15 protein-coding genes are annotated in these 19,604 nt (G+C 61.2%); 4 read left to right on the forward strand and 11 right to left on the reverse strand.

All coding sequences use genetic code 11. From position 1 onward, the window contains the following. The first annotated feature begins 199 nt into the window (after positions 1-199). The 4 genes from IEW17_RS04215 (at position 200) to IEW17_RS04230 (ending at position 7,241) form a co-directional block, all read left to right on the forward strand. Entirely contained in the window at positions 200-1,510 is a 1,311-nt protein-coding gene (locus IEW17_RS04215) for a TolC family protein (protein ID WP_188560775.1), read from the forward strand. Between the two features lie 144 nt (positions 1,511-1,654). Beyond that, the gene (locus IEW17_RS04220) at positions 1,655-2,734 is read left to right on the forward strand and encodes an efflux RND transporter periplasmic adaptor subunit (RefSeq protein WP_188560776.1); all 1,080 of its coding nucleotides are present in this window, start codon (positions 1,655-1,657) and stop codon (positions 2,732-2,734) included. 183 nt (positions 2,735-2,917) lie between these two features. After that, on the forward strand, positions 2,918-6,076 hold the full coding sequence (locus tag IEW17_RS04225) for an efflux RND transporter permease subunit (protein WP_188560777.1): 3,159 nt from the start codon (positions 2,918-2,920) through the stop codon (positions 6,074-6,076). Between the two features lie 118 nt (positions 6,077-6,194). Beyond that, a complete protein-coding gene (locus IEW17_RS04230) occupies positions 6,195-7,241 on the forward strand; it encodes a methyltransferase domain-containing protein (protein WP_188560778.1) in 1,047 nt (348 codons plus the stop codon). A gap of 154 nt (positions 7,242-7,395) precedes the next feature. On the opposite strand, the gene IEW17_RS04235 is transcribed toward IEW17_RS04230, so the two are convergent. The 11 genes from IEW17_RS04235 to IEW17_RS04285 form a co-directional block, all read right to left on the reverse strand. Further along, positions 7,396-8,874 (reverse strand): oligosaccharide flippase family protein, encoded by a 1,479-nt coding sequence (locus IEW17_RS04235; protein ID WP_188560779.1) that lies wholly within the window; start codon positions 8,872-8,874, stop codon positions 7,396-7,398. 78 nt (positions 8,875-8,952) lie between these two features. After that, positions 8,953-10,299, reverse strand: a complete 1,347-nt coding sequence (locus tag IEW17_RS04240; protein ID WP_188560780.1) for a DUF7033 domain-containing protein — start codon at positions 10,297-10,299, stop codon at positions 8,953-8,955. A gap of 183 nt (positions 10,300-10,482) precedes the next feature. Continuing rightward, the gene (locus IEW17_RS04245; protein ID WP_229748801.1) at positions 10,483-11,772 is read right to left on the reverse strand and encodes a glycosyltransferase family protein; all 1,290 of its coding nucleotides are present in this window, start codon (positions 11,770-11,772) and stop codon (positions 10,483-10,485) included. A 14-nt stretch (positions 11,773-11,786) separates the two neighbouring features. After that, positions 11,787-12,830 carry a pseudaminic acid synthase gene (pseI, locus tag IEW17_RS04250; RefSeq protein WP_188560781.1) on the reverse strand — a complete coding sequence of 348 codons (1,044 nt, stop codon included), beginning with the start codon at positions 12,828-12,830 and terminating at the stop codon, positions 11,787-11,789. A gap of 58 nt (positions 12,831-12,888) precedes the next feature. Next, positions 12,889-13,566 carry an HAD family hydrolase gene (locus tag IEW17_RS04255; RefSeq protein ID WP_188560782.1) on the reverse strand — a complete coding sequence of 226 codons (678 nt, stop codon included), beginning with the start codon at positions 13,564-13,566 and terminating at the stop codon, positions 12,889-12,891. Positions 13,567-13,574: 8 nt separating this feature from the next. Beyond that, positions 13,575-15,536: an NAD-dependent epimerase/dehydratase family protein gene (locus IEW17_RS04260; RefSeq protein ID WP_229748802.1), complete on the reverse strand. Its 1,962-nt coding sequence runs from the start codon at positions 15,534-15,536 to the stop codon at positions 13,575-13,577. Beyond that, positions 15,520-16,113 carry a GNAT family N-acetyltransferase gene (locus IEW17_RS04265; protein WP_188560784.1) on the reverse strand — a complete coding sequence of 198 codons (594 nt, stop codon included), beginning with the start codon at positions 16,111-16,113 and terminating at the stop codon, positions 15,520-15,522. Before IEW17_RS04265 ends, IEW17_RS04260 begins: the two co-directional genes overlap by 17 nt. A 173-nt stretch (positions 16,114-16,286) precedes the next feature. Further along, positions 16,287-17,033 (reverse strand): class I SAM-dependent methyltransferase, encoded by a 747-nt coding sequence (locus tag IEW17_RS04270; protein ID WP_188560785.1) that lies wholly within the window; start codon positions 17,031-17,033, stop codon positions 16,287-16,289. 59 nt (positions 17,034-17,092) lie between these two features. Further along, positions 17,093-18,115 carry a class I SAM-dependent methyltransferase gene (locus tag IEW17_RS04275; RefSeq protein ID WP_188560786.1) on the reverse strand — a complete coding sequence of 341 codons (1,023 nt, stop codon included), beginning with the start codon at positions 18,113-18,115 and terminating at the stop codon, positions 17,093-17,095. Beyond that, positions 18,112-18,846 (reverse strand): cytidylyltransferase domain-containing protein, encoded by a 735-nt coding sequence (locus IEW17_RS04280; protein ID WP_188560787.1) that lies wholly within the window; start codon positions 18,844-18,846, stop codon positions 18,112-18,114. Before IEW17_RS04280 ends, IEW17_RS04275 begins: the two co-directional genes overlap by 4 nt. Next, entirely contained in the window at positions 18,846-19,499 is a 654-nt protein-coding gene (locus tag IEW17_RS04285) for a pseudaminic acid biosynthesis-associated methylase (RefSeq protein WP_188560788.1), read from the reverse strand. The genes IEW17_RS04280 and IEW17_RS04285 overlap by 1 nt, the downstream gene beginning before the upstream one ends. Between the last annotated feature and the right edge of the window lie 105 nt (positions 19,500-19,604).

Raw genomic sequence — 19,604 nt, forward strand, 5'->3', positions numbered from 1 at the left:
TGCCCCGGGAGGCGGCGCGGCCTGCTGGCCGACGCCATCTTTCGGGGCTTTCCCAACTGTGGCGGTTAAAACTACGTGACTTTTTGACCGCCAAAAAACAGCCGTTCACCGGGCCGGAATCGTTGTTGGCCGTCGATTGGCTGGGTTCATTTTATCCTCATGAAGGCCGGACACCTTTGCATCGAAATCAACGATGTATATGTTTCGCTCCTCCATTCTGGCTCTACTTGGTGTCTGCGGCCTGGCCGCCACGCCAGCCGCCAGCCAAACCACTCCGCGCCCGGCATTGGCCGTCGCCACCGACACCGTGCGCCTCACACTGCCCGAGGCCGAGCAGCGCTTGTTTCAGAATAATCTGGCGGTGCTGGCCCAGCAGTATAACGTGACGGTGGCCCAGGCACAGGCCGTTCAGGCCCGCGTCATCGACAACCCTACGCTGTATGTGGAGCAGGATGTGCTGCGCCGGCGCATTGCCCGGCCTTCGGTGCCGGAGGGCACGGTGGGCAGCGAAGCCATTGTGACGGTGCAGCAGCTGTTTTCGCTGGCCGGCCGGCGGCGGGCGGCGGGCCAGGTGGCCCGGCAAGGAGCCGTGGTTGAGCAGTACAATCTGCAGGAGTTGCTGCGGCTGCTGCGCTACCAGCTGCGCACTATCTACTACGACGTCTACTTCAAGCAGCAAACGCTGAAGACCTACGACACGGAAATTACCTCGCTGACGCGCACCGTGGGTTTGTACCAGACGCAGTTCGAGAAGGGCAATATTGCGCTCAAGGAGGTTATTCGGCTGCGGGCGTTTCTGTTTGCGCTGCAAAGCGAGCGGCAGGCCATTCTCAATGACGTGGCCGCCGACCAAACCGACCTGCACGTGCTGCTGCGCGACGCTACCGGGAGCCAGTTTGTGCCCCTGGTGAACCTAGGCCGTACCCGCGAACTAAGCCTGCGCGGCTATTCGGAGCAGCAGCTGGTTGATACCGCCCTGGTCCGCCGCACCGACCTGAACGCCCGTCGTGCCGCCGTGGAGCAGCAAAACCTGAACTTGCGCCTGCAGCAGAAACTGGCGACCCCCGACCTGGCCGTGGGCTACACCTACGACAAGGCCGGCTCTTACATCAGCAACTACAGCGCCCTGACCCTGGGGATGGCCGTCCCGGTTTTCAACCGGAACCAGGGTAATATTCAGGCTGCCAAGGCGCAGATTGCCGGCAGCCGCCTCCTCCTCGACCAGCAGCAGCTGATTGTGCAGAGCGAGATACACCAGGCCTACCAGCTGGTGGCCCGCAACGACGAGCTGTTCCAAACCAACGACCGCGACACGTCCCCCTTCGCCCGCTTGATGGTTGGTATTGAGCAGAGTTACGCCAAGCGGGTGCTGAGCGTAGTGGAGTACCTGGACTTTTTCGAGTCCTACAAAAACAACCTGGTGCAGCTGAACACGCTGCGGGCCAACCGCGTGCGGGCCTTCGAACAGCTGAATTTCGCGGTGGGCAAACCAGTGTTCCGGGCGGAATAATTAGCAGACATTAAAAGGAGCGTGATGCGCCGCGCCGCCGAAGCCGCTCGCGTGGGTCCAGTAATTCAATCGGCGGCAACGATGCGAGCACGCGGCTGCGGCGGCGTTCCGCACGGTGCTCTTTCAATAAACTAACCAATTCTGATGAACCGCATTTTTCTGGGCCTGCTGGCCGCCGTGGCCCTGGCCAGCTGCTCCAAAGCCGAAGTCAAAGAAGAAAAGAAGGAGGGCTTCCGGCTTTCCGACACCATGATGCAGCAGATAGTGCTGGACACCGTGCGCCTGCGCCCGGTGCAGGACGAGCTGGTGCTGACCGGCGAAATAACGGCCAACGGCGACAAAACCGTGAAGGTGTACCCGTTGGTGGGCGGCGTGGTCGAGAAGCTCAACGTGCAGCTCGGCGACAAGGTGACCAAGGGCCAGCTGCTAGCCGTCATCAAGTCGGGGGAGATTGCCGATGTGCAAAACCAAACCACGGCCGCTACTTCCGACCTCGACATTGCCCGCAAAAACCTGGCCGTGGCCGAAGACATGTTCAAGGCCGGGCTGAGTTCGGAGCGGGACGTGGTGCTGGCCCGGGCCGAGGTAACCAAGGCGCGCGGCACGGTGGGCAAAAACGTGAAGCAGCTCAGCGTGTACGGCATTGGCAAGGACGGCATGTACGAGCTGCGTGCCCCCATCTCGGGCTTCATTACCGAGAAAAACGCCACCGAGCACGAGCAGTTTAACGACAGCAACGTGGGCAACCTGTTTACGGTGAGCGACCTGGACGATGTCTGGATTATGGCCAACGTGTTTGAGGCCGACATCTCGAAAGTGAAGGTGGGCTACTCGGCCGACGTCACCACCCTGGCCTACCCCGACCAGCACTTCCGGGGGCGCATCGACAAGGTGTTTAACGTGCTGGACCCCGACAGCAAGGTGATGAAGGTGCGCGTGCGCCTCAACAACCCCGGCTACCTCCTCAAGCCCGAGATGTACGCCCAAGTGCGCGTGGAAAATACCCAGGCGGCCAAGTCCCTGGCCGTGCCCGCCAAATCCGTGGTGTTCGACAAGGACCGGAACTTCGTGATGGTGTACCGCGACCGCACCCACGTGGAAACCCGCCCCGTGACCATCAGCAAGACCGTGGGCGAGTTCAGCTACGTAACCACCGGCCTTAAGGCGGGTGACGTGGTCATCGCCAAAGACCAGCTCCTGGTGTACGACGAGTTGAACGACTAGCTGCCCGCGCGCTCTGGGCGGCCCCTGGCCGGCCAGGGGCTTCTTCTTCGTTTTCTTGTATTCGTCCCAATTCGTTTTTGACCCGAGTGCGCGTCGGCCGTTTCGTCGTTGAACAGCGACAGTTTGGTCGTCAAAAAAGCAACCAGCAACCAGCCATCAGCTAAAAGCTAATAGCTCCATCAAATGAACAAGTTCATCCAGGGCATCATTGCCTTTTCGTTAAAAAATAAAGGGTTCATCTTTTTGCTGACCCTGGTGGTGGTGGTGATGGGCGTGGTGAGCTACCGCAACACGCCCATCGAAGCGTTTCCGGACGTCACGAACACCGAAATCACCATCATCACGCAGTGGCCCGGCCGCTCGGCCGAGGAGATGGAGAAGTTCGTGACCGTGCCCATCGAAATTGCCCTGAACCCGGTGCAGAAAAAAGCCTCTGTGCGCAGCACCACGCTGTTTGGCCTCTCGGTGGTGAAGGTAATTTTCGACGACGGCGTGGACGACGCCTTTGCCCGCCCGCAGGTAAATAACCTGCTGCGCGAGGTGGATTTGCCCGACGGCATCACGCCCGATGTGCAGCCGCCCTACGGCCCGACCGGCGAAATTTACCGCTACACGCTGGAAAGCAAGACCAAGACTGTGCGCGAACTCAAAACCCTGCAGGACTGGGTGATTGAGCGCAACCTGAAAGCCGTGCCCGGCGTGGCCGACGTGAACAGCTTCGGCGGCGAGGTGAAGAGCTACGAAATCAGCGTGAACCCCGGCAAGCTGCAGGACTTCGACCTCACGCCGCTCGACCTCTACAACGCCGTGCAGCGCTCCAACATCAACGTGGGCGGCGACGTCATCAACCAGGGCCAGCAGAACTACGTGGTGCGTGGCATCGGCCTGCTCAATGACATCGGCGACATCACCAACACGGTAATTAAGAACGTGAACGGCGTGCCGATTCTGGTGCGCGACGTGGCCCGGGTCACCGAGTCGGCGCTGCCGCGGCTGGGCAAGGTGGGGCGCGGGTTTGAGGACGACAAGCTGGAAGGCATTGTGGTGATGCGCAAGGGCGAAAATCCTTCGGAGGTCATTGCCCGCCTCCACGACAAGGTGGAGGAGCTGAACGGCAAGATTCTGCCGCCCGACGTGAAGATGAAAACCTTCTACGACCGCCAGCAACTGATTGATTTCTCCACCGAAACCGTGATTCACAACCTCCTGGAGGGCATTGTGCTGGTCACGCTCATCGTGTTCCTGTTCATGGCCGACTGGCGCACCACGGTCATCGTGTCGGTGATTATTCCGCTGGCCTTGCTGTTTGCCTTCATTTGCCTGCGGCTGAAGGGCATGAGTGCCAACCTGCTGAGCATGGGCGCCATCGACTTCGGCATCATCATCGACGGGGCCGTGGTGATGGTGGAGGGGCTGTTCGTGGCCCTCGACCACAAGGCCCACGAGATGGGCATGGAGCGGTTCAACAAGCTCTCGAAGCTGGGGCTGATTAAGAAGTCGGGCCGCGATATGGGCAAGTCGATTTTCTTCGCCAAGGCCATTATCATCACCGCGCTGCTGCCCATTTTCGCCTTCGAGAAAGTGGAGGGCAAGGTGTTCAGCCCGCTGGCCTGGACGCTGGGTTTTGCCTTGCTCGGGGCGCTGATTTTCACGCTCACGCTGGTGCCGGTGCTGGTGAGCATCCTGCTGAAAAAGAACGTGCGCGAGAAGGACAACTTCTTCGTGCGCGCCGTGAACAACGGGGCGCAGCGGTTCTTTCGCTTCACCTACGCCCGCAAAACCATCAGCCTCGTCATTGCCTTTGCCGTGACGGCGGGGGGCGTGTTTGCCTTCTCGTTTCTGGGTTCCGAATTTTTGCCGGAGCTGAACGAGGGCAGCATTTACGTGCGGGCGCAACTGCCGCTGAGTATCAGTCTGGAATCATCGAACGAGCTGTGCAACCAGATGCGGCGGGTGTTTCTCAGCTTCCCCGAAGTGAGCGACGTAGTGAGCCAGACCGGCCGCCCCAACGACGGCACCGACCCCACGGGCTTCTACAACAACGAATTTCTGGTCCAAATCAAGCACACGCCGGAGGTGGACAAGGAGATGAAGAGCAAGGCCTACCGCGAGAACCTGGTGGAGCGCATGAAGACCAAGCTCGGCCGGTTTGCGGGCGTTGATTTCAACTTCTCGCAGCCCATCACCGATAACGTGGAGGAAGCTGCTTCGGGCGTGAAGGGCAGCATCGCGGTCAAGATTTATGGCACCGACCTGGCCACCCTCGAAGGCAAGGCCCGCGAGGTGTACGAAATCCTGAAAACGGTGCGCGGCATCGATGACCTGGGCGTGCTGCGCAACATCGGCCAGCCCGAGCTGCACGTTGACTTGGACGAGGGCCGCATGGCCAGCTACGGCGTGAACAAGTCGGACGCCAACTCCGTGCTCGAAATGGCCGTGGGCGGCAAGCAAGCTTCGCAGCTTTACCAAGGCGAGCGCAAATACCCCATCCGGGTGCGCTACGAGCCGCAGTTCCGGCAAACGCCTACCCAAATCGGGGCCTTGATGGTGCCTACCATGGCCGGCAAAATCATTCCGCTCAACGAAATTGCCACCATTGGGTCCGTCACCGGCCCGAGCCTGATTTACCGCGACGACAACCGCCGCTTTGCCGCCGTCAAGTTCAGCATCCGGGGCCGTGACATGGGCTCGACCATCAAGGAAGCGCAGGACAAGGTGAACCGCCGCGTGCAGCTGCCCAAAGGCTACGAGCAGAAGTGGACCGGCGATTTTGAGAACCAGCGCCGGGCCACGCAGCGCCTCACGCAGGTGGTGCCCGTGAGCCTGGCCCTCATCTTCTTCATCCTGTTTATCCTGTTCGGGAACCTGAAAGATGCTGGCTTGGTGCTGCTCAACGTGCCGTTTGCCATCATCGGCGGCATTGCGGCGCTGCTGCTCACGCATACCAATTTTTCCATCTCGGCCGGCATCGGCTTCATCGCCCTGTTCGGCATTTGCATTCAGAACGGCGTGATTCTCATTTCCGTCTTCAAGCAGAACTTGGTGAAAAAGATGTCGTTGGACAGCTCGATTAACGAAGGCGTGATTTCGCGGGTGCGCCCCGTGGTGATGACGGCCCTTATGGCCACCATCGGCCTGATGCCGGCCGCCATCAGCACCGGCATCGGCTCCGAAACCAGCAAGCCGCTGGCCATTGTGGTAATCGGGGGCCTGATTACGGGTACTATTCTGACGCTGTTTATTTTCCCACTGGTGTTTGAGCGGTTCTACCGCGCGGAGCACACTAAGTACGTGCCGCTGCCCGGGGACAAAAACTACTTGGAGCCAGTTGTGGCGCACTAAGCAATTGGGGCCAGCACCGGTTAGGGCTTAATTTGCAGCAAGGAACATTGGCTAAGCAAACCAGTTGTTCCCAGCGCAACGTACTCTTGCCCTGATTATCCACCGAACCTCCGTCTAAATGGCCAGCCCCGACACTCACTCCCAAGTCCAGGATTACTACGGCACCCAGCTCCAAACCAGCCAGGACCTGCTCACCAACGCCTGCTGCACCGACGACATTCCGCTGGCGCACCGCCGCATCCTGGCGCAACTTGAGCCCGAGGTGCTGGATAAGTACTACGGCTGCGGGGTGTGCATCCCGGAAGCCATCGAGGGCATCACGGTGCTCGATTTGGGCTCCGGCTCGGGCCGCGATGCCTACTTGCTGTCTAAGCTGGTAGGCGAGCACGGCCACGTTATTGGCATTGATATGACCGAGGAGCAGCTCGACGTGGCGCGCCGCCACATTGGGGCGCACACCGAGAAGTTCGGCTACGCCCAGCCCAACGTCGAATTCCGTCACGGCTACATCGAAGACCTTAAATCGGCAGGAATTCCCGACAACAGCGTGGACTTGGTGGTGAGCAACTGCGTGCTCAACCTTAGCACCGATAAAGAGGCCACGTACCGCGAAATTTTCCGGGTGCTGAAGCCCGGTGGCGAGCTATTTATCGCCGACGTATTTGCCGACCGCCGCGTGCCCGAAACCCTGCGCCAAGACCCGATTTTGTACGGTGAGTGCCTAAGCGGGGCCATGTACACCGAAGATTTCCGGCGCCTGCTGCTGCGTCTTGGGGTGAACGATTACCGCCTGCTCAGCAGTCGTCGCCTCACCATCAACAACGCCGAGATTGAAGCCAAAGTGGGTAATATCGGCTTCTACTCACTCACAGTGCGGGCTTTCAAGCTCGACATTGAGGACAAGTGCGAGGACCACGGCCAAGTGGCCACGTACCTGGGCACGGTATCCGGCCAGCCCCACAAGTTCGTGCTCGACGACCACCATACTTTCGAAACCGGCCGACCCATGCTGGTTTGCGGCAACACGGCCGCGATGGTGGCCGAAACCCGCTACGCCCCCCATTTCAAGGTGCTGGGTGATACCAGCCAGCACTTCGGCTTGTTTGACCGCGGCACGGTTCCGGCTGTCGCCAGTGCCGATGCTCTGCCAGGGGGCTGCTGCTAGCGGTACCTCACCCCCTGACCCCCTCTCCAAAAGAGAGGGAGCACCGGAAAAGAGTTGAAAGTTAATCTCCGGACGGAGCTAATTTTCAACTCTTTTTTGCGTCTGCGCAAAGCTGGTGCCCCCTCTCTTTTGGAGAGGGGGTCAGGGGGTGAGGTTAGCGGTTGCGCAACTTGGTCCATAGTGCCTCTACTTCCGGTGCGGTGCGCGTGAGCAGCACGCCCGCCCCGTACACCACCGTGAGCACGCCCCCGCGCAGCAGCAGCGTGAGCCAGGCATTGCCGGTTTCGGGCAAAGACCAGGCGGCCAGGCCTGCCACGGTCGCCACCGCCAGGATGCGCGCAATGCGGCCATCGAACGGCTGCATGCCGTAGGTGCGCCACACAAACCACGTGCGGGCCGTGTTGATGCTGACCAGGGCAATGCAGTAGGCCAGGGCGGCCCCAGCCAGTGCCATTCGTGGAATCAGGAGCCAGTTGAGGACGACCACGGCCGTCGCCAGCGAGAGGTTGAATACCAAATCGAACCGGTAGCGCGGCGACGTAGCCACGATGATGCCGTTGACGCCCGTGATGCCGTCGAACAGCCGACCGGCCAGCAGCAGGAGCACGGCCGTGGTTCCCACCGCGTACTCGGGCCGGTGAATCAGGCCGTAGATAAAGTCGAGATTCAGCCCAATGCCCAGCGCTAAGTAGCAGCCCATAAGCGTGTTGATGCGGGTGCTGCGCCGGTAGAAGTCGGCCATTTTGGTCATGTCGCCTTCCTTCCAGTATTCGGCGATAAGCGAAAAAGCCGTTTTGTAGAGCGCCCGGAAGGGCAGGACCAACGCCGTGCTTACATTGGTGGCAATGAGGTAGATACCCGCAGCGGCCAGGCTGATTTTGGTGCCCACCATCAGGCTGTCGATATTGAGCAGTACCGTGCCCGAGATGTTGCTCAGCAGCACAAAGGCGCCAAAACCGAGCATCTCGCGCAGAGGCTTAATGCGCAACGCCGCCCGCGTGGGCCGCAGATGCAGCTCGCCAATGGCCGCCAGGTAGCAAACGAGCAGCACGGCCACCACCGCATACGCCCCCGTGTAGGCCAGCACGAAACCGTGGAAGCTCAAATAGCCCTGGCTGTAGGCCACGGCCGCGCCCACCAGCATGAGCCGCAGCAGAATTTCCTGGCAAAACGAGGAAAAGGACGTGTGAAACAACGACCGCAGGTACGCATCCTGCAACGAGCCCAGCATGATGCAGCCCGCCAGTCCAATGGCCGCCAGGTAGTGCGGCGAGAGCAGGGCCGCGTCGCCCTGGGCGTACCACTGCAGCAGTAGCGGCTTGCCCAGCCACATGAGCGCCGCCACCACCACAAAGCCAACGAGTGGCGGCCCCAGCAGCAGCGGAAAAAAACCGGCATGGTTGCGCCCTTGGTTGCGAAAAAACGGAAAGTACCGCATCCCCGCATTAGCAAAGCCGAAGGCTGCTACCTGCGCCCCAATGGTGGCCAGCGGCAGCAGCACGCCCGCCATCAGGCCAATCTGGGCCGGTGAAAGCAGCCGCGGCAGCACCAGAATGGTGTTGGCAAAGCCGATGGCCAGCCCCAGGTAAGAAATCAGGGTGTTGCGGATGCCCTGGCGCTGAACGATGCCCAAAAGAGTGAGGGAGTGAGGGAGTGATTAAGCGAATGTCCACTGGTCAACCGCTGGGCTCGAGGACCGGGGGGCATTTGCTCAGGGGCGAAGTTCGGCCACAATCTGGCTTCCGGTGAGAAAGGCGGCTCCGTGCTGCTGCAGGTAGTGCATGATTTCAGCGAACTGGCGCGGGCCGGTCAGGTGGTTGGCTGGGTCAAAATGGTCGTTGTGCCAAAGCACGGTGGCCACGCCGCCAAATTTTTTAATTTCCTCCAGCATCGGCCGCAAAGCGGGTAGGATTTCTTTGGCCCGCAGCTGCAGGTAGTTGGGGTGGTGCAGGGTGGCATCCATCACGTTGAGCGGGATTTCCAGAAAATCGTGCGCAGCTCCCGTTTGAAAATTATAGGGATAAAACGGCCGGCAATAAGAGTTGCGAAAGCCGAAATGCTCCGCAAAGCCCAAGGTGGAATCGTACGAAAACCGGTCAGCCGAATCCACCAAATCCGGCGTTTGGCGCGGCTCCCAGCGCAGGTAATGAAAGCGCAGGCCGGTAGTGCCGTGCCGGAGACTTTCAATTTCTTCTTCCAGCTGCAAAGCGTTGGCGGCCGTGCCGATGCTGCCGTGCAGGCTGATTTCGCAGCCCAGCTCCTTTAGTTTTTGCAGCCGCACCAGTAGCGCAGTTGAGAGGCAGTAGTCCGCATTCGGCGTGCCGTCGGCCCCCCGCTGGTTGGCTGGCAAAATAAAAAACGTGGACTTGGCGCCGTACGCGGCCGTGGTAGCAGCCACTGCCTCCAGGTTGTCCCAGGCATCGGGTTGGGTGAAGTGTCGGAATAGGTGTTGCCCGAATCTCAGCAGTCGCCCTTGTTTCAGGGCTGCTTTAGCGGGGGCTTTCCAGGCGCTGCGCAGGTTGTCGATGTCGTGGGTGATGAAGGCGGCGAACGGGGCGCCTTCGCGCCAGGAACGGAGGCGTAGCGGCTGGCCGGTTACATGCTCCACGGCCGTTTTTAGCACGTCGAAGTAGTAGTTCACCACGGGCAGCGCTACAAATCCGTACTGCTGCTGCACGCTGGCCGCGTAGGAAAAACGGCCGTGTCGGTCGCGGATATCCGAGAAATACTCCTGCCAGCCGCTGAGCAGGTAAAAGGCGGCCGCAATCAGGTCGGCGTGGATGGTAGCCACGCCCGCACCCAACTCCAGGAGTGGCAATTCGGGCTGGCTGTCGAAGAAAAACGGCACCCGCTGCCCGGCCCATTCGCGGAAATTCGGCGCGGGCGGGTAGGCCGTGGCTTGCTGAAAAAATGCGCCCGCCGCATCAGCTATGGTGATGGCAGGCTGCACTCCTGCATAGCCAACTGAAACGTTGGGTACCTGCTCATACGCCAGCCGGAAGTGCCGCAGCACATACGCCAGCCGCGTTTCTTCGGAAACAGGGGCCGCGTTGGGCACGGGTAAGGCAGGTGGAAGCGCAGAAGCTGGCATTAGAGTGGATTCCCGTTTTATGTGCCAAGTTAAAAGTTGAGAGTTAAAAGTTAAAATGCAATCTGTCTGATTTTTAACTCTCAACTTTTGAATTTGTCGCAAAGATGTACTCTGACTGGGAAAATACATTGACTCAAAAGTGTATTTGCCTCAGCTGCTGGCCGCTGCTCCCAGCCACGCATTGAGCAGCGCCAAGGTGCGCGGCTGGCTACGGCCCTCGTCCGGCGTGCCTAAAGTCGCGTTGTAGTAAGCCGCCCGTCGGTAAAGGTCAATGGGCTTGTGCTGGGCGTAGCCACGCAGCACGGCCGCTAGCTGGGCCGGCGTGTCGGCCCGCGCCACTAAACCGCGGGCCGCGTAGCCGTAGTAGTCGTCGGTCAGCGGGTTGGTGCCGAAGCGGTAGTAGATGCTGGCCACGTTCAGCAGGGTGGCTTCGAGGTGCGTGGAGGTGTCTGCGGCCACCAGCGCATCCTGGCGCAACAGGAAATCGAACACGTTTTCCCGCCAGGCACTTGACCAGTTCAACGATGGCAAGAGCTGGCGCAACGGCTCAAAATCGCGGCCGTCGCTGGGGTGGGGCCGCAGGGTAAAGGTGAGTTCCGGTAGCTCACGCAGCAGGTAAGTCAATGTTTGGGTAAGCGCCGGGAGCGGGTCGTGAATATTGCAGGCTAGGCCCACGCGGCGCACGGTCGGCATCGTGTTTTTTTGGTTGAGGTAAGCGTCCGCTTTGGGCATGCCTACTAGCGCTACCCGGCCATGCACGGGGCCGCAGCGGCGGTACTTATCCAGCGCGTCCTGGCCTTCCAGTAGGTTCAAATCGAAGCCCAGCGGTGGGAAGTTGGCGCTCACGCTGGCGTGCTGCACGTAGGCGGTGGGTACGTCCTCGGCGTGGCAGGCCAGCAGGAGGGAGCGGGTATCGTCGTTGTGGTCGTTGGAGAAAATCACGGCCCGCGGCCGGTAGTGCCGCAGCGCCCGCCGATACACTTCATAGTAGCCGATGGCGTAGAAAATGAAGTCGAAGAAGCGCCAGGCCCGCCCACCATCGGTGCGCAGCAGGCCTGCCAACGCCAGCGGAAACTGCCAATAATACAGCAGCTTACGCCGCAACGACAGCCGGTTCACCGCCTTATTGTAGCGGCCGATGTTCTTGGCCTGGCCAGCTACCAGCACCGCATCGGGCCGGGCCTTTTGAATGAACTCCAGGGCGTCGTAGTTGTTGGCGCTCACCACGTAGAGCCAGACTTTGCCGTGTAGGTCGTCGCGGTTTTTTATCGGCTGAAACATGTTGCCCACCAGCCGCAGGCCCGCGTAGCCCAGCACCCGCGCCAGCCGCTTGAGCGGGTTGGCCGGCGAAATATCAGCCAGCGCGGCCGGGGGCAGCGCCGCGAATATCGCCGTGAAGCGCAGCTGCAAAATATCGCGCAGCCTAGGAATAAGCGACAACGTGGGAGCCGGCATTACAGTGCTTCCCAGGTCAGCGGGGTGCCGGGTTTGAGGTCCTTCACGGCCTTGCGGCCCAGCACTACGTCCCAATGCCGGGGCCAGAGGCCATCGCCGGGCCGGATGATTTTCAGGTTGTCCGTCGTGAATTCTTCGCCCGCCGCAATGGGCTGGGCTACGTAGATGCTGCGCTTGTAGAGGCGGCTTTTTTCCTCACCGGTCTGGATGCAGAGTTGGACCGTGCCCAAGGCCTGGTGCGCCCGTTCGGTTTCTTCCACCAGCATTTTGAGCTCGTGGGGCTCCAGCGAAAACGCGGAGTCTACGCCACCCTCGGCGCGGCTTAGGGTGAAGTGCTTTTCGATGACACAGGCCCCCAGCGCTACGGCCGCCACGCTCGCGCCCACGCCCATGGTGTGGTCGCTCAGGCCGACGGGGCAGCCGAAGGTTTCGGCCAGCACCGGGATGGTGCGCAGGTTGGTATTGGCCGGCGAGGAAGGGTAGGTGCTGGTGCATTTGAGCAGCACCAACTCGCGGCAGCCGGCCTCGCGCAGTACCCGCACGGCACCGTCAATCTCAGCCAGGGTGGCGGCGCCGGTGCTCACAATCACGGGTTTGCCCGTGGCGGCTACTTTGCGCAGCAGCGGCCAGTGGGCGTTTTCAAACGAGGCGATTTTATAAGCCGGTACGTCCAGCGTTTCCAGAAAATCTACCGCGGTTTCGTCAAACGGCGAGCTAAAAGCCAGCATACCGTGCTGCCGGGCGCGGGCAAACAGCTCGGCGTGCCACTCCCAGGGCGTGTGGGCTTCCTGGTACAGCTTGTATAAATTCTTGCCTTCCCACAGCGACTGGCCTTCCTCGTCGATGGCAAAACCGGTGTCCATCGTAATGGTATCGGCGGTGTAGGTCTGCAGCTTCAGGGCATCAACGCCGGCGGCGGCGGCGGCATCCACCAGGGCCAGGGCCCGGGGCAGGCTCTGGTTGTGGTTGCCCGACATTTCGGCGATGATGAACGGCTTGTGGGCGGGGCCAACCGGACGGCCACCGATGGTAATTTCGGTCATGAGTTGATTTGGCAGTATTCGAGGGGGCAAAGGTAGGCGGGCCGTAGCGCGTTGCGCCCTACGATGCCAGCAGCGCCGCCACAAACTCCGTCGTCAACTCATCCAGCGTGTGAATGCTCCGGTCCGCCTCGTGCGCCGCGTCGGCTGTCAGGTGCGCGTAGTTGCCCCGCAGTATCCGCACCGTGCGGAAGCCCAACGGTTTGATGCCCACAAAATCCTTGCGCACGTTGTCGCCCACGTAAATTACCTCGGCTGCGCCCATGTCCTCGCGCCGACAAATCAGCTCAAATACGTGCGGGTCGGGCTTGGCGCGGTGGCGGCCGTAGCGGTTGGTGAGGTAGGCGTGGCGTACCCGGCCGGCCAGCGGTAGCGCCGCCACCTTGCGGGCCTGCACTTCCTTGTGCCCATCCGTCACGAGGTAGAGCGGCCACTCGGCAAAGCGGGTGAGGCAGCGTTCGGCATCCGCAAACAAGGCCAGCGTAGGCCGGTGCTGGCGATAGGCGCGCAGGCAGGCGGCCACCAGCGCCTTGCTCCAGCGCCCATGCTGGCGCAGCACGTTATCAAACACCTGGCCCCGGCCCAGCACGGCTTCTTCCGCAACCATGCCCGCCGCCAAGGTTTCGGCCGGCACGGCCAGCAACGGACTAAGGAAAGCCGCAACCGCCCGAAAACCACTGTGCACGTAGTTCAGCTCGGGGTAAAGCGTGTCGTCAAGGTCGAAAACGAGGACGGGCATGGGCGGTGTTACTGAGGGGTAACCATCGTCACTACATCTGCCGCTGCCCGCACCTGGCGCAGTGGCCCGGCAGCCGGACGAAAAGGGAATTGGCTCAAATCAGCCCCCGCTGCTTCCTGCAAAAACCAGAAAAACGAGTCGACGCCTGCCGCGATGCCCAGCGTAGAGGCCCCGCCAAAACGACAGTTGCACTCAATGATGAGCAGTCCGCCATCATCAGTCAGCAAGGCTTGCAGCACGAAAGGACCATATAGGCCCAGCTTTGCCACGAGGGGCGTGAGGCGGGCCACCAGGGCCGGGTCGTGAATAGTAGTAGTCACCTGCGACTCGCCCCGCACCACCACGTCGCGGGTGCGGGCCATGAGGCCGTGCACTTGGCCGTCCCGGTCAATGTAGCCATCCACGCTAATTTCACGGCCGTGGATGAAGGGCTGAAAAATGGGTTCCTGCAGGGTTTGGGCGTGGGCCACGGCGGCCGCGTAGGGAAGGTTGAGGCCGAGGCTGAGCGAGCCGGCCCCGTGCCGTTCCTTCACCACAAAGGCGGTAGTGGGAGTGGACACGTCGCCGGTCAGCGCCTCGATATTGAGGCTGGTGGCGATGACGGGCAGGCCCATTGTTTGGCCGAATTCGGCAAACTCCAGCTTGTCGAGGCAGCGGTGTACGGCCTCGGGCGCACTCACCAGTACGGCGATGCCGGCCTCGGCCAGCGCAGTGCGGTGCCGGCTCCAGAAGGCCAGCTCGCCGTCGCGGGTGGGCACCACGCGGGTGATGCCGTGCGCCTGGCAGTAACGAATGATGCCGGGCAGGTGCTCGTCCGTAGTGGTGGGCATCACCCAGCTCGCATCGGTGAAATGAAAGCCCAGCGCGTGCGGGTTGAGGTCGCCGCCAATGACGTTGATGCCGGGGTGCAGGCGCTTGGCAGCGTGTTTCACGGCTTGGGCCAGCGGCACCTTGGCCGACAGGCTGCTGATGAGGACGTGCCCCGGGCTCTGGGCAGCAGCACTTTCATCGGCGACTATGGCAGCCTGACGCGCCCGCTCGAAGGCGATGATTTCGGGAATGGCCACTTCGAGCGTGGTCGGCGGCAGCCAGTCGATAACCCGCGACCAGGCCGTCATATCGGCTTGCGAGGCTTCAAAAAGGATATCTGAGGCTACGTAGTTGGCCCGCAGGTCGGGGAAGTTTTGCCGCAGCACTTCCACCACATCGGCCACGCGGCGGGCGCGGCCGGTGCCCAGGTTGATGAGGCCGGTAACCGTTTCGGCGGCGGCAAGGCGGAGCAGGCCCTCGGCCGTGTCGGCGGCGTAGAGGTAGTCGAAAAACGATTCGGCCCCATACACCGTGATTTCTTCGCCAGCCAGCAGCATGCGTACCCACCGTGAGGTGATGTCGCGCCCGTTGCGGCCGTAACCGCGGTAAATGCGCGGAGCCACGGTGCTAAACCGTTCAGCGCGAAAGTTATCCAGGAAGCGCAGCTCGATTTCGTGGGCCAGCTTGGCCATGCCCGTCAGGTTGCGGGGCAGGATATGGTCGGTTTCGCGCAGGCTGGTGGGCTCCTCCGGCACCTCGGCGGAGGTGTAGAGCGCCGGGTCATAAATGAGGTAGCTGGAAGCAAATACCACGCGCCGCAGCGAAGGCAGGTCCTTCTGCACCGTCATGAGGTGGTGGCTGAGCTGCACGTTGTGCCGGAAATTCTCTTCCCAAAAGCCGTAGGTTTCGGTAGAGCGCTCAAAAGTGGCGGCGAGGTGGATGAACAAATCGGGGGCGAAAACGCCGATTTCCTGCTCGGTGATAAAATTCAAGTCGCCCTGTCGGTACTGGAATCGGGCCGGAAAATCAGCTGGCCGGGGCTTGATATCGCCGACCAGCACCTGAATATCGGCATCGAGCAGGGCTAGGCGGCGCGTCATTTCCTGACCAATTACGCCGGCCCCGCCGCTGATAAATATTCGTTTAAAGGGCAGTTCCAAAGGCTGTGGCATAGTCGGCGGCCAGCTGGCCGTGCATCAGTGAGTCGGCAAAAGTACCGGGCTTTAGCTGCACATGCTGCCGCAGGCGGCCTTCCAGCCGAAATCCGGCTTCTTCTAGAATGGTGACGTGGGCCGGCCGGATGTCGTAGGTTTCGGTGAACAAGCGGTTGAATTTCAAGCCATCAAACGCTACCTGACCCAGCAGGCGCAGGTGCGCCCGGAAATCCTGGCGGTAGGTGGCTGGGTCGGCCGCCCGCGTGGGGTCAACCAGGAACGAAACTTCGGCCCGGCCATCGGGCCAGGAGAGGTGTACGAGGCCGCCGTAGGCAATCAATTCGTTCTTATACAGGAGCGAAAAGAGGAGCTGTCCTGGCTGTTCCTGTTCAAACAGGGGCAGCACTACCCGTTGAAAATAAGCCTCTTGCTGCTCTGTCGTAAGCGGCTCGGCTTGGCGTAGCACCTCCAGCTGCGCGTTGCGCCAGGCCCGAATAGGCTCCCGGTCCTCGTAGCGGATGGGCACCAGTTGGTAGTTCTGCCAGCGGTATTCGGCTTGGGGAAGGGGGCGGTAGGTTTTCATGGGGCAGAAATTACGAGAACGTCATGCCGAGCATGTGGCGCATCAAGCTAGGGACCGAGGCACCTCGCGTGCGGGAGCAACTCAATCGATTGGATTACTGCAGCACGCGAGATGCCTCGGCTGCGCTCGGCATGACGTTCTAGGTATGACGTTCTGTTGAGCGTGACGGCATTCTAAACCACCAAATAAGAAATCAGCGGGTTGAGCGGGCTGCGGCGCAGGGCGTAATTGGCCACGCCAAATACCTCGTCGAAGGCCAGGGTTTCGCCCGGAAATTCGGGGCAATTCAACTCATCGAAGGCCACGACGGCACCCTTGGTCAGGCGGGGCCGGATGGCTTCGAGGCAGGCCTTGGTGGGGGCGTAGATATCGAAATCGAAGTAAGCGAAGGCGATGACGGTTTCGGGGTGGTCGCGCAGGTAGCGGGGCACGGTTTCGGAGGCGTCGCCGGCCACCAGCTCAAACTTGCGCTTGTGCGGAATGGGGCTGTCGGCCTCGTGCAGGGCCAGGATTTGGGCGAGGTATTCCTGATAGTTCTCCGTCACGCCGTAGTCGCCTTCCTTCACCAGCTGGCCGTCCTTGGCATCCACCGACGGGAAGCCGCTGAAGGTGTCGAACCCAATGATTTTGCGGTTGTAGTTGAACGGCTCGTAGATGCCGCGCAACGCGTGCATCAGTGCTAGGTTCTGGCCCCAGCGCACGCCAAACTCCATGGCCACGCCGTGCACGGGGATGATTTGCTGGTAGAGCTCGGTGAAGAACAGCAGGCGCGAAAACGTCTGCCGGTTGAGGTACAGGCCCAGATTGTTGAGCAGCTCGGTGTTCGGTATGGGCGACTCGCGCAGGGTTTGGGCGAAGCCTTCGCGGCGCGTTTGCTCGGGAGCGGAGGCCCCGCTGAGCACGGAAATAGGGGAGGACATAATTAGGGATTAACGGTCAGTGATTAATGGGTAGTGTCAGTGGAAGAATTAATCGTTAATCACTGACCGTTAATCACTAATTGGGCGGGCTGCAAAAATGCAACAATACTGCGGCCCAGCCCCACGCCGGCCAGGGCTTCGTAGTAGGCTGCCACGGCGGGGAGCGGCGCGGTGCGCAGCAGCAGGTTGTCCTGCTGCAGGCGGGCCTGGTGCGCGCCTTTGCCCAGGGTGCGGTCCATGACGTAGTTGGCAGCGGGGTTTAATAGGTTGAGGTCAATGGGTTGGTCGCCAATGACTTTTGCGATGTGCCAGCCGGTAGCCTTGGCTATATTGCGCAGGCCGGCAGAATTGAAATAGGAGAGGTGGTCGGGCAGCACCACCCAAAAAGGCCGGTCAATCTGGCCGCTGTCGAGCAAGTGCTGTTGAAGGACCGAAAAATCGTTGGGCACGTCCACGACCAGCACGCCGCCGGGGTTCACCAGCGCCCGGCAGAGGCGCAGTAGCTCGGCTGGTTCCAGTACGTGTTCCAGCACGTTATCCAGCCACAGCACGTCGAACTGCTGGCCGGCCGCTACCAGCGTTTGCAGCTCTTCGTAGAGGTCGCCGGTGCGCAGCCGGTCCCGCAGCGCGGGGTGAAATTTTTCCAGGCTGAAGCTGCTGAAATCGAGTCCCAGCACCTCCCAGCCCTGCCGCTGGAAATAGTCCAGCGCCCAGCCCTCGCCGCAGCCGATATCCAGGAAGGAGCCGGGGTTTGCAGCAACGCCAGCTGCTTGTTTCCCAACGGCATCAGCAGTGGCCGAGGGCTTTTCCAATTCGGCTCCTTTCGGTGCAGGCATAGGGACGTGCTGATTCCGGGCACCAACCCGGTTGGGCTTGCGCAGTTCCTCCAGCACCCAGTGGCGCAGCCGCAGCTTGCCTTCGATGTGCTCCAGCTCCTCGGGCGGATAAGCCGCCTGGTAGGTGGTCAGGTTCTCCTGGTAATACCGCTGGGCGTAGTAGTCGCGCAGCTCCGCAGGCGTGGGCTTTTGCTTTATTTCGTAGAAGCCGAACTCGTTCAGGCGCAGAGTGTCGGGCAGAATCATGTAGTTTTTTGCTCGATGTGCGCGTTCAGGGCCATGATTTCGGGGTGCGCTTCGAGCAAGGCCAGCAGGTTGGGCACATCGAGCAGGTCGGCGTGGTAATCCGCAATGAGCGTGCGCAATACCGCGTAGTCTTCCGCCGTATCGAGCGTGATGCGGAAGCGGCTGAAGTCGCCGCCGGGCCATACCTCATCGCGAAAAACCACGCGGCCGGCCGTGGCGGGATTGGTCTTGATGTACGGGGTGACGTGCTCCCGCTCGTAGGGCAGCGTGGCAATGGTGTGCGCCTCGGCCAGTAGTTGCATCGAGAAAATCTCGAAATCCAGCCCGCGCGGAAAACTGCGAACGATGGAATTGGACCGGTACGCCAGCGGGTTGTTTTCTGCGATGTAGCGGCCCACGGCGGCCCCAATCAGCGGGCCGTCCACCAGTGGGCAGTCGGAGGTGACGCGCACTATCACGTCGAGGCCGAACTCCTGGGCCGTGCCGTAGTAGCGGGCTAGCACGTCGGTTTCACTGCCGCGGTGGTAGGGAATTTGGTTGGTTTCGGCGTAGGTAGCCAGCACGTCGTCGGCTGGCTCGGTAGTGGTAGCCAGGAAGATGGGCAGGCCGCTTTGGCGCAGGCGGGCTATGTGGTAGTCGAGCAGCGGGCGGCCAGCGGCGGGCAGCAGCACCTTGCTTGGCAGCCGGGTGCTGCCCATCCGCACCTGCGAAATAATGCCGGCGCGCTTCATCAACGGGTAGTTTTTTCGAGCAGGTACACTACGTCCTGGTTGCCGCGCTCGGCGTCGTTGATATAGGGGTAGAGGTTTTGTTTCACGAGGCGCAGCTCCGGGAAATTATTCAGAAAAACCTGGGCAAAGTCGGTTTTCCAAAGGAAGCCGTCGTTGCCACGGTACTTTATGGGCGTGGTTTCGGGCGCGTAATATTCGTAGCCCATGATGTAGCGGCCTGAGCAGCGCACCATTTCGCCCATGATACGCGGCAGGTCGTTGGGGGCGATGTGAATCAGCACGCCGTTGGTGCACGTCACGTCGAAGTAGTTGTCCTTGAAGGGTAAATCGAAGCCGCTGCCTTGCAGGATGTTTACGCCGCGCACGAACTCGCGGGCTTTTTCCACCGCGTAGCCTTGCAGCTCCACGCCATACAGGTTGGTGAAGCCGGCGGCTTGCAGGCCCACCAGCTGCATGCCGGTGTTGCAGCCCACTTCCAGAATGCGGGCCTCCCGGGGCAGGTCGCCGAGAAATTCGGCGTTCATTTCCAGCTTGGTGTGGCCGTAGAGGTCGCGGTAAAACGCATTCCACTCCTCGAGCGGGCGCGAGTTGCGGTCGGTGTATTCGCGGCCAAAGTCGCCGGACCAGAAGTCCTCTTGTTGGGTATGCTGCAAGGGAAGGGAGCTATTTGGAATAGAGAAATCAGAACGTCATGCTGAGCGCAGCCGAAGCATCTCTACCGCTTCGCTGCAAGCAATAAATTACTTGCGCGGTAGAGA

Origin of the sequence: Hymenobacter frigidus (genome assembly GCF_014640435.1) — a bacterium.
GTDB lineage: Bacteria > Bacteroidota > Bacteroidia > Cytophagales > Hymenobacteraceae > Hymenobacter > Hymenobacter frigidus.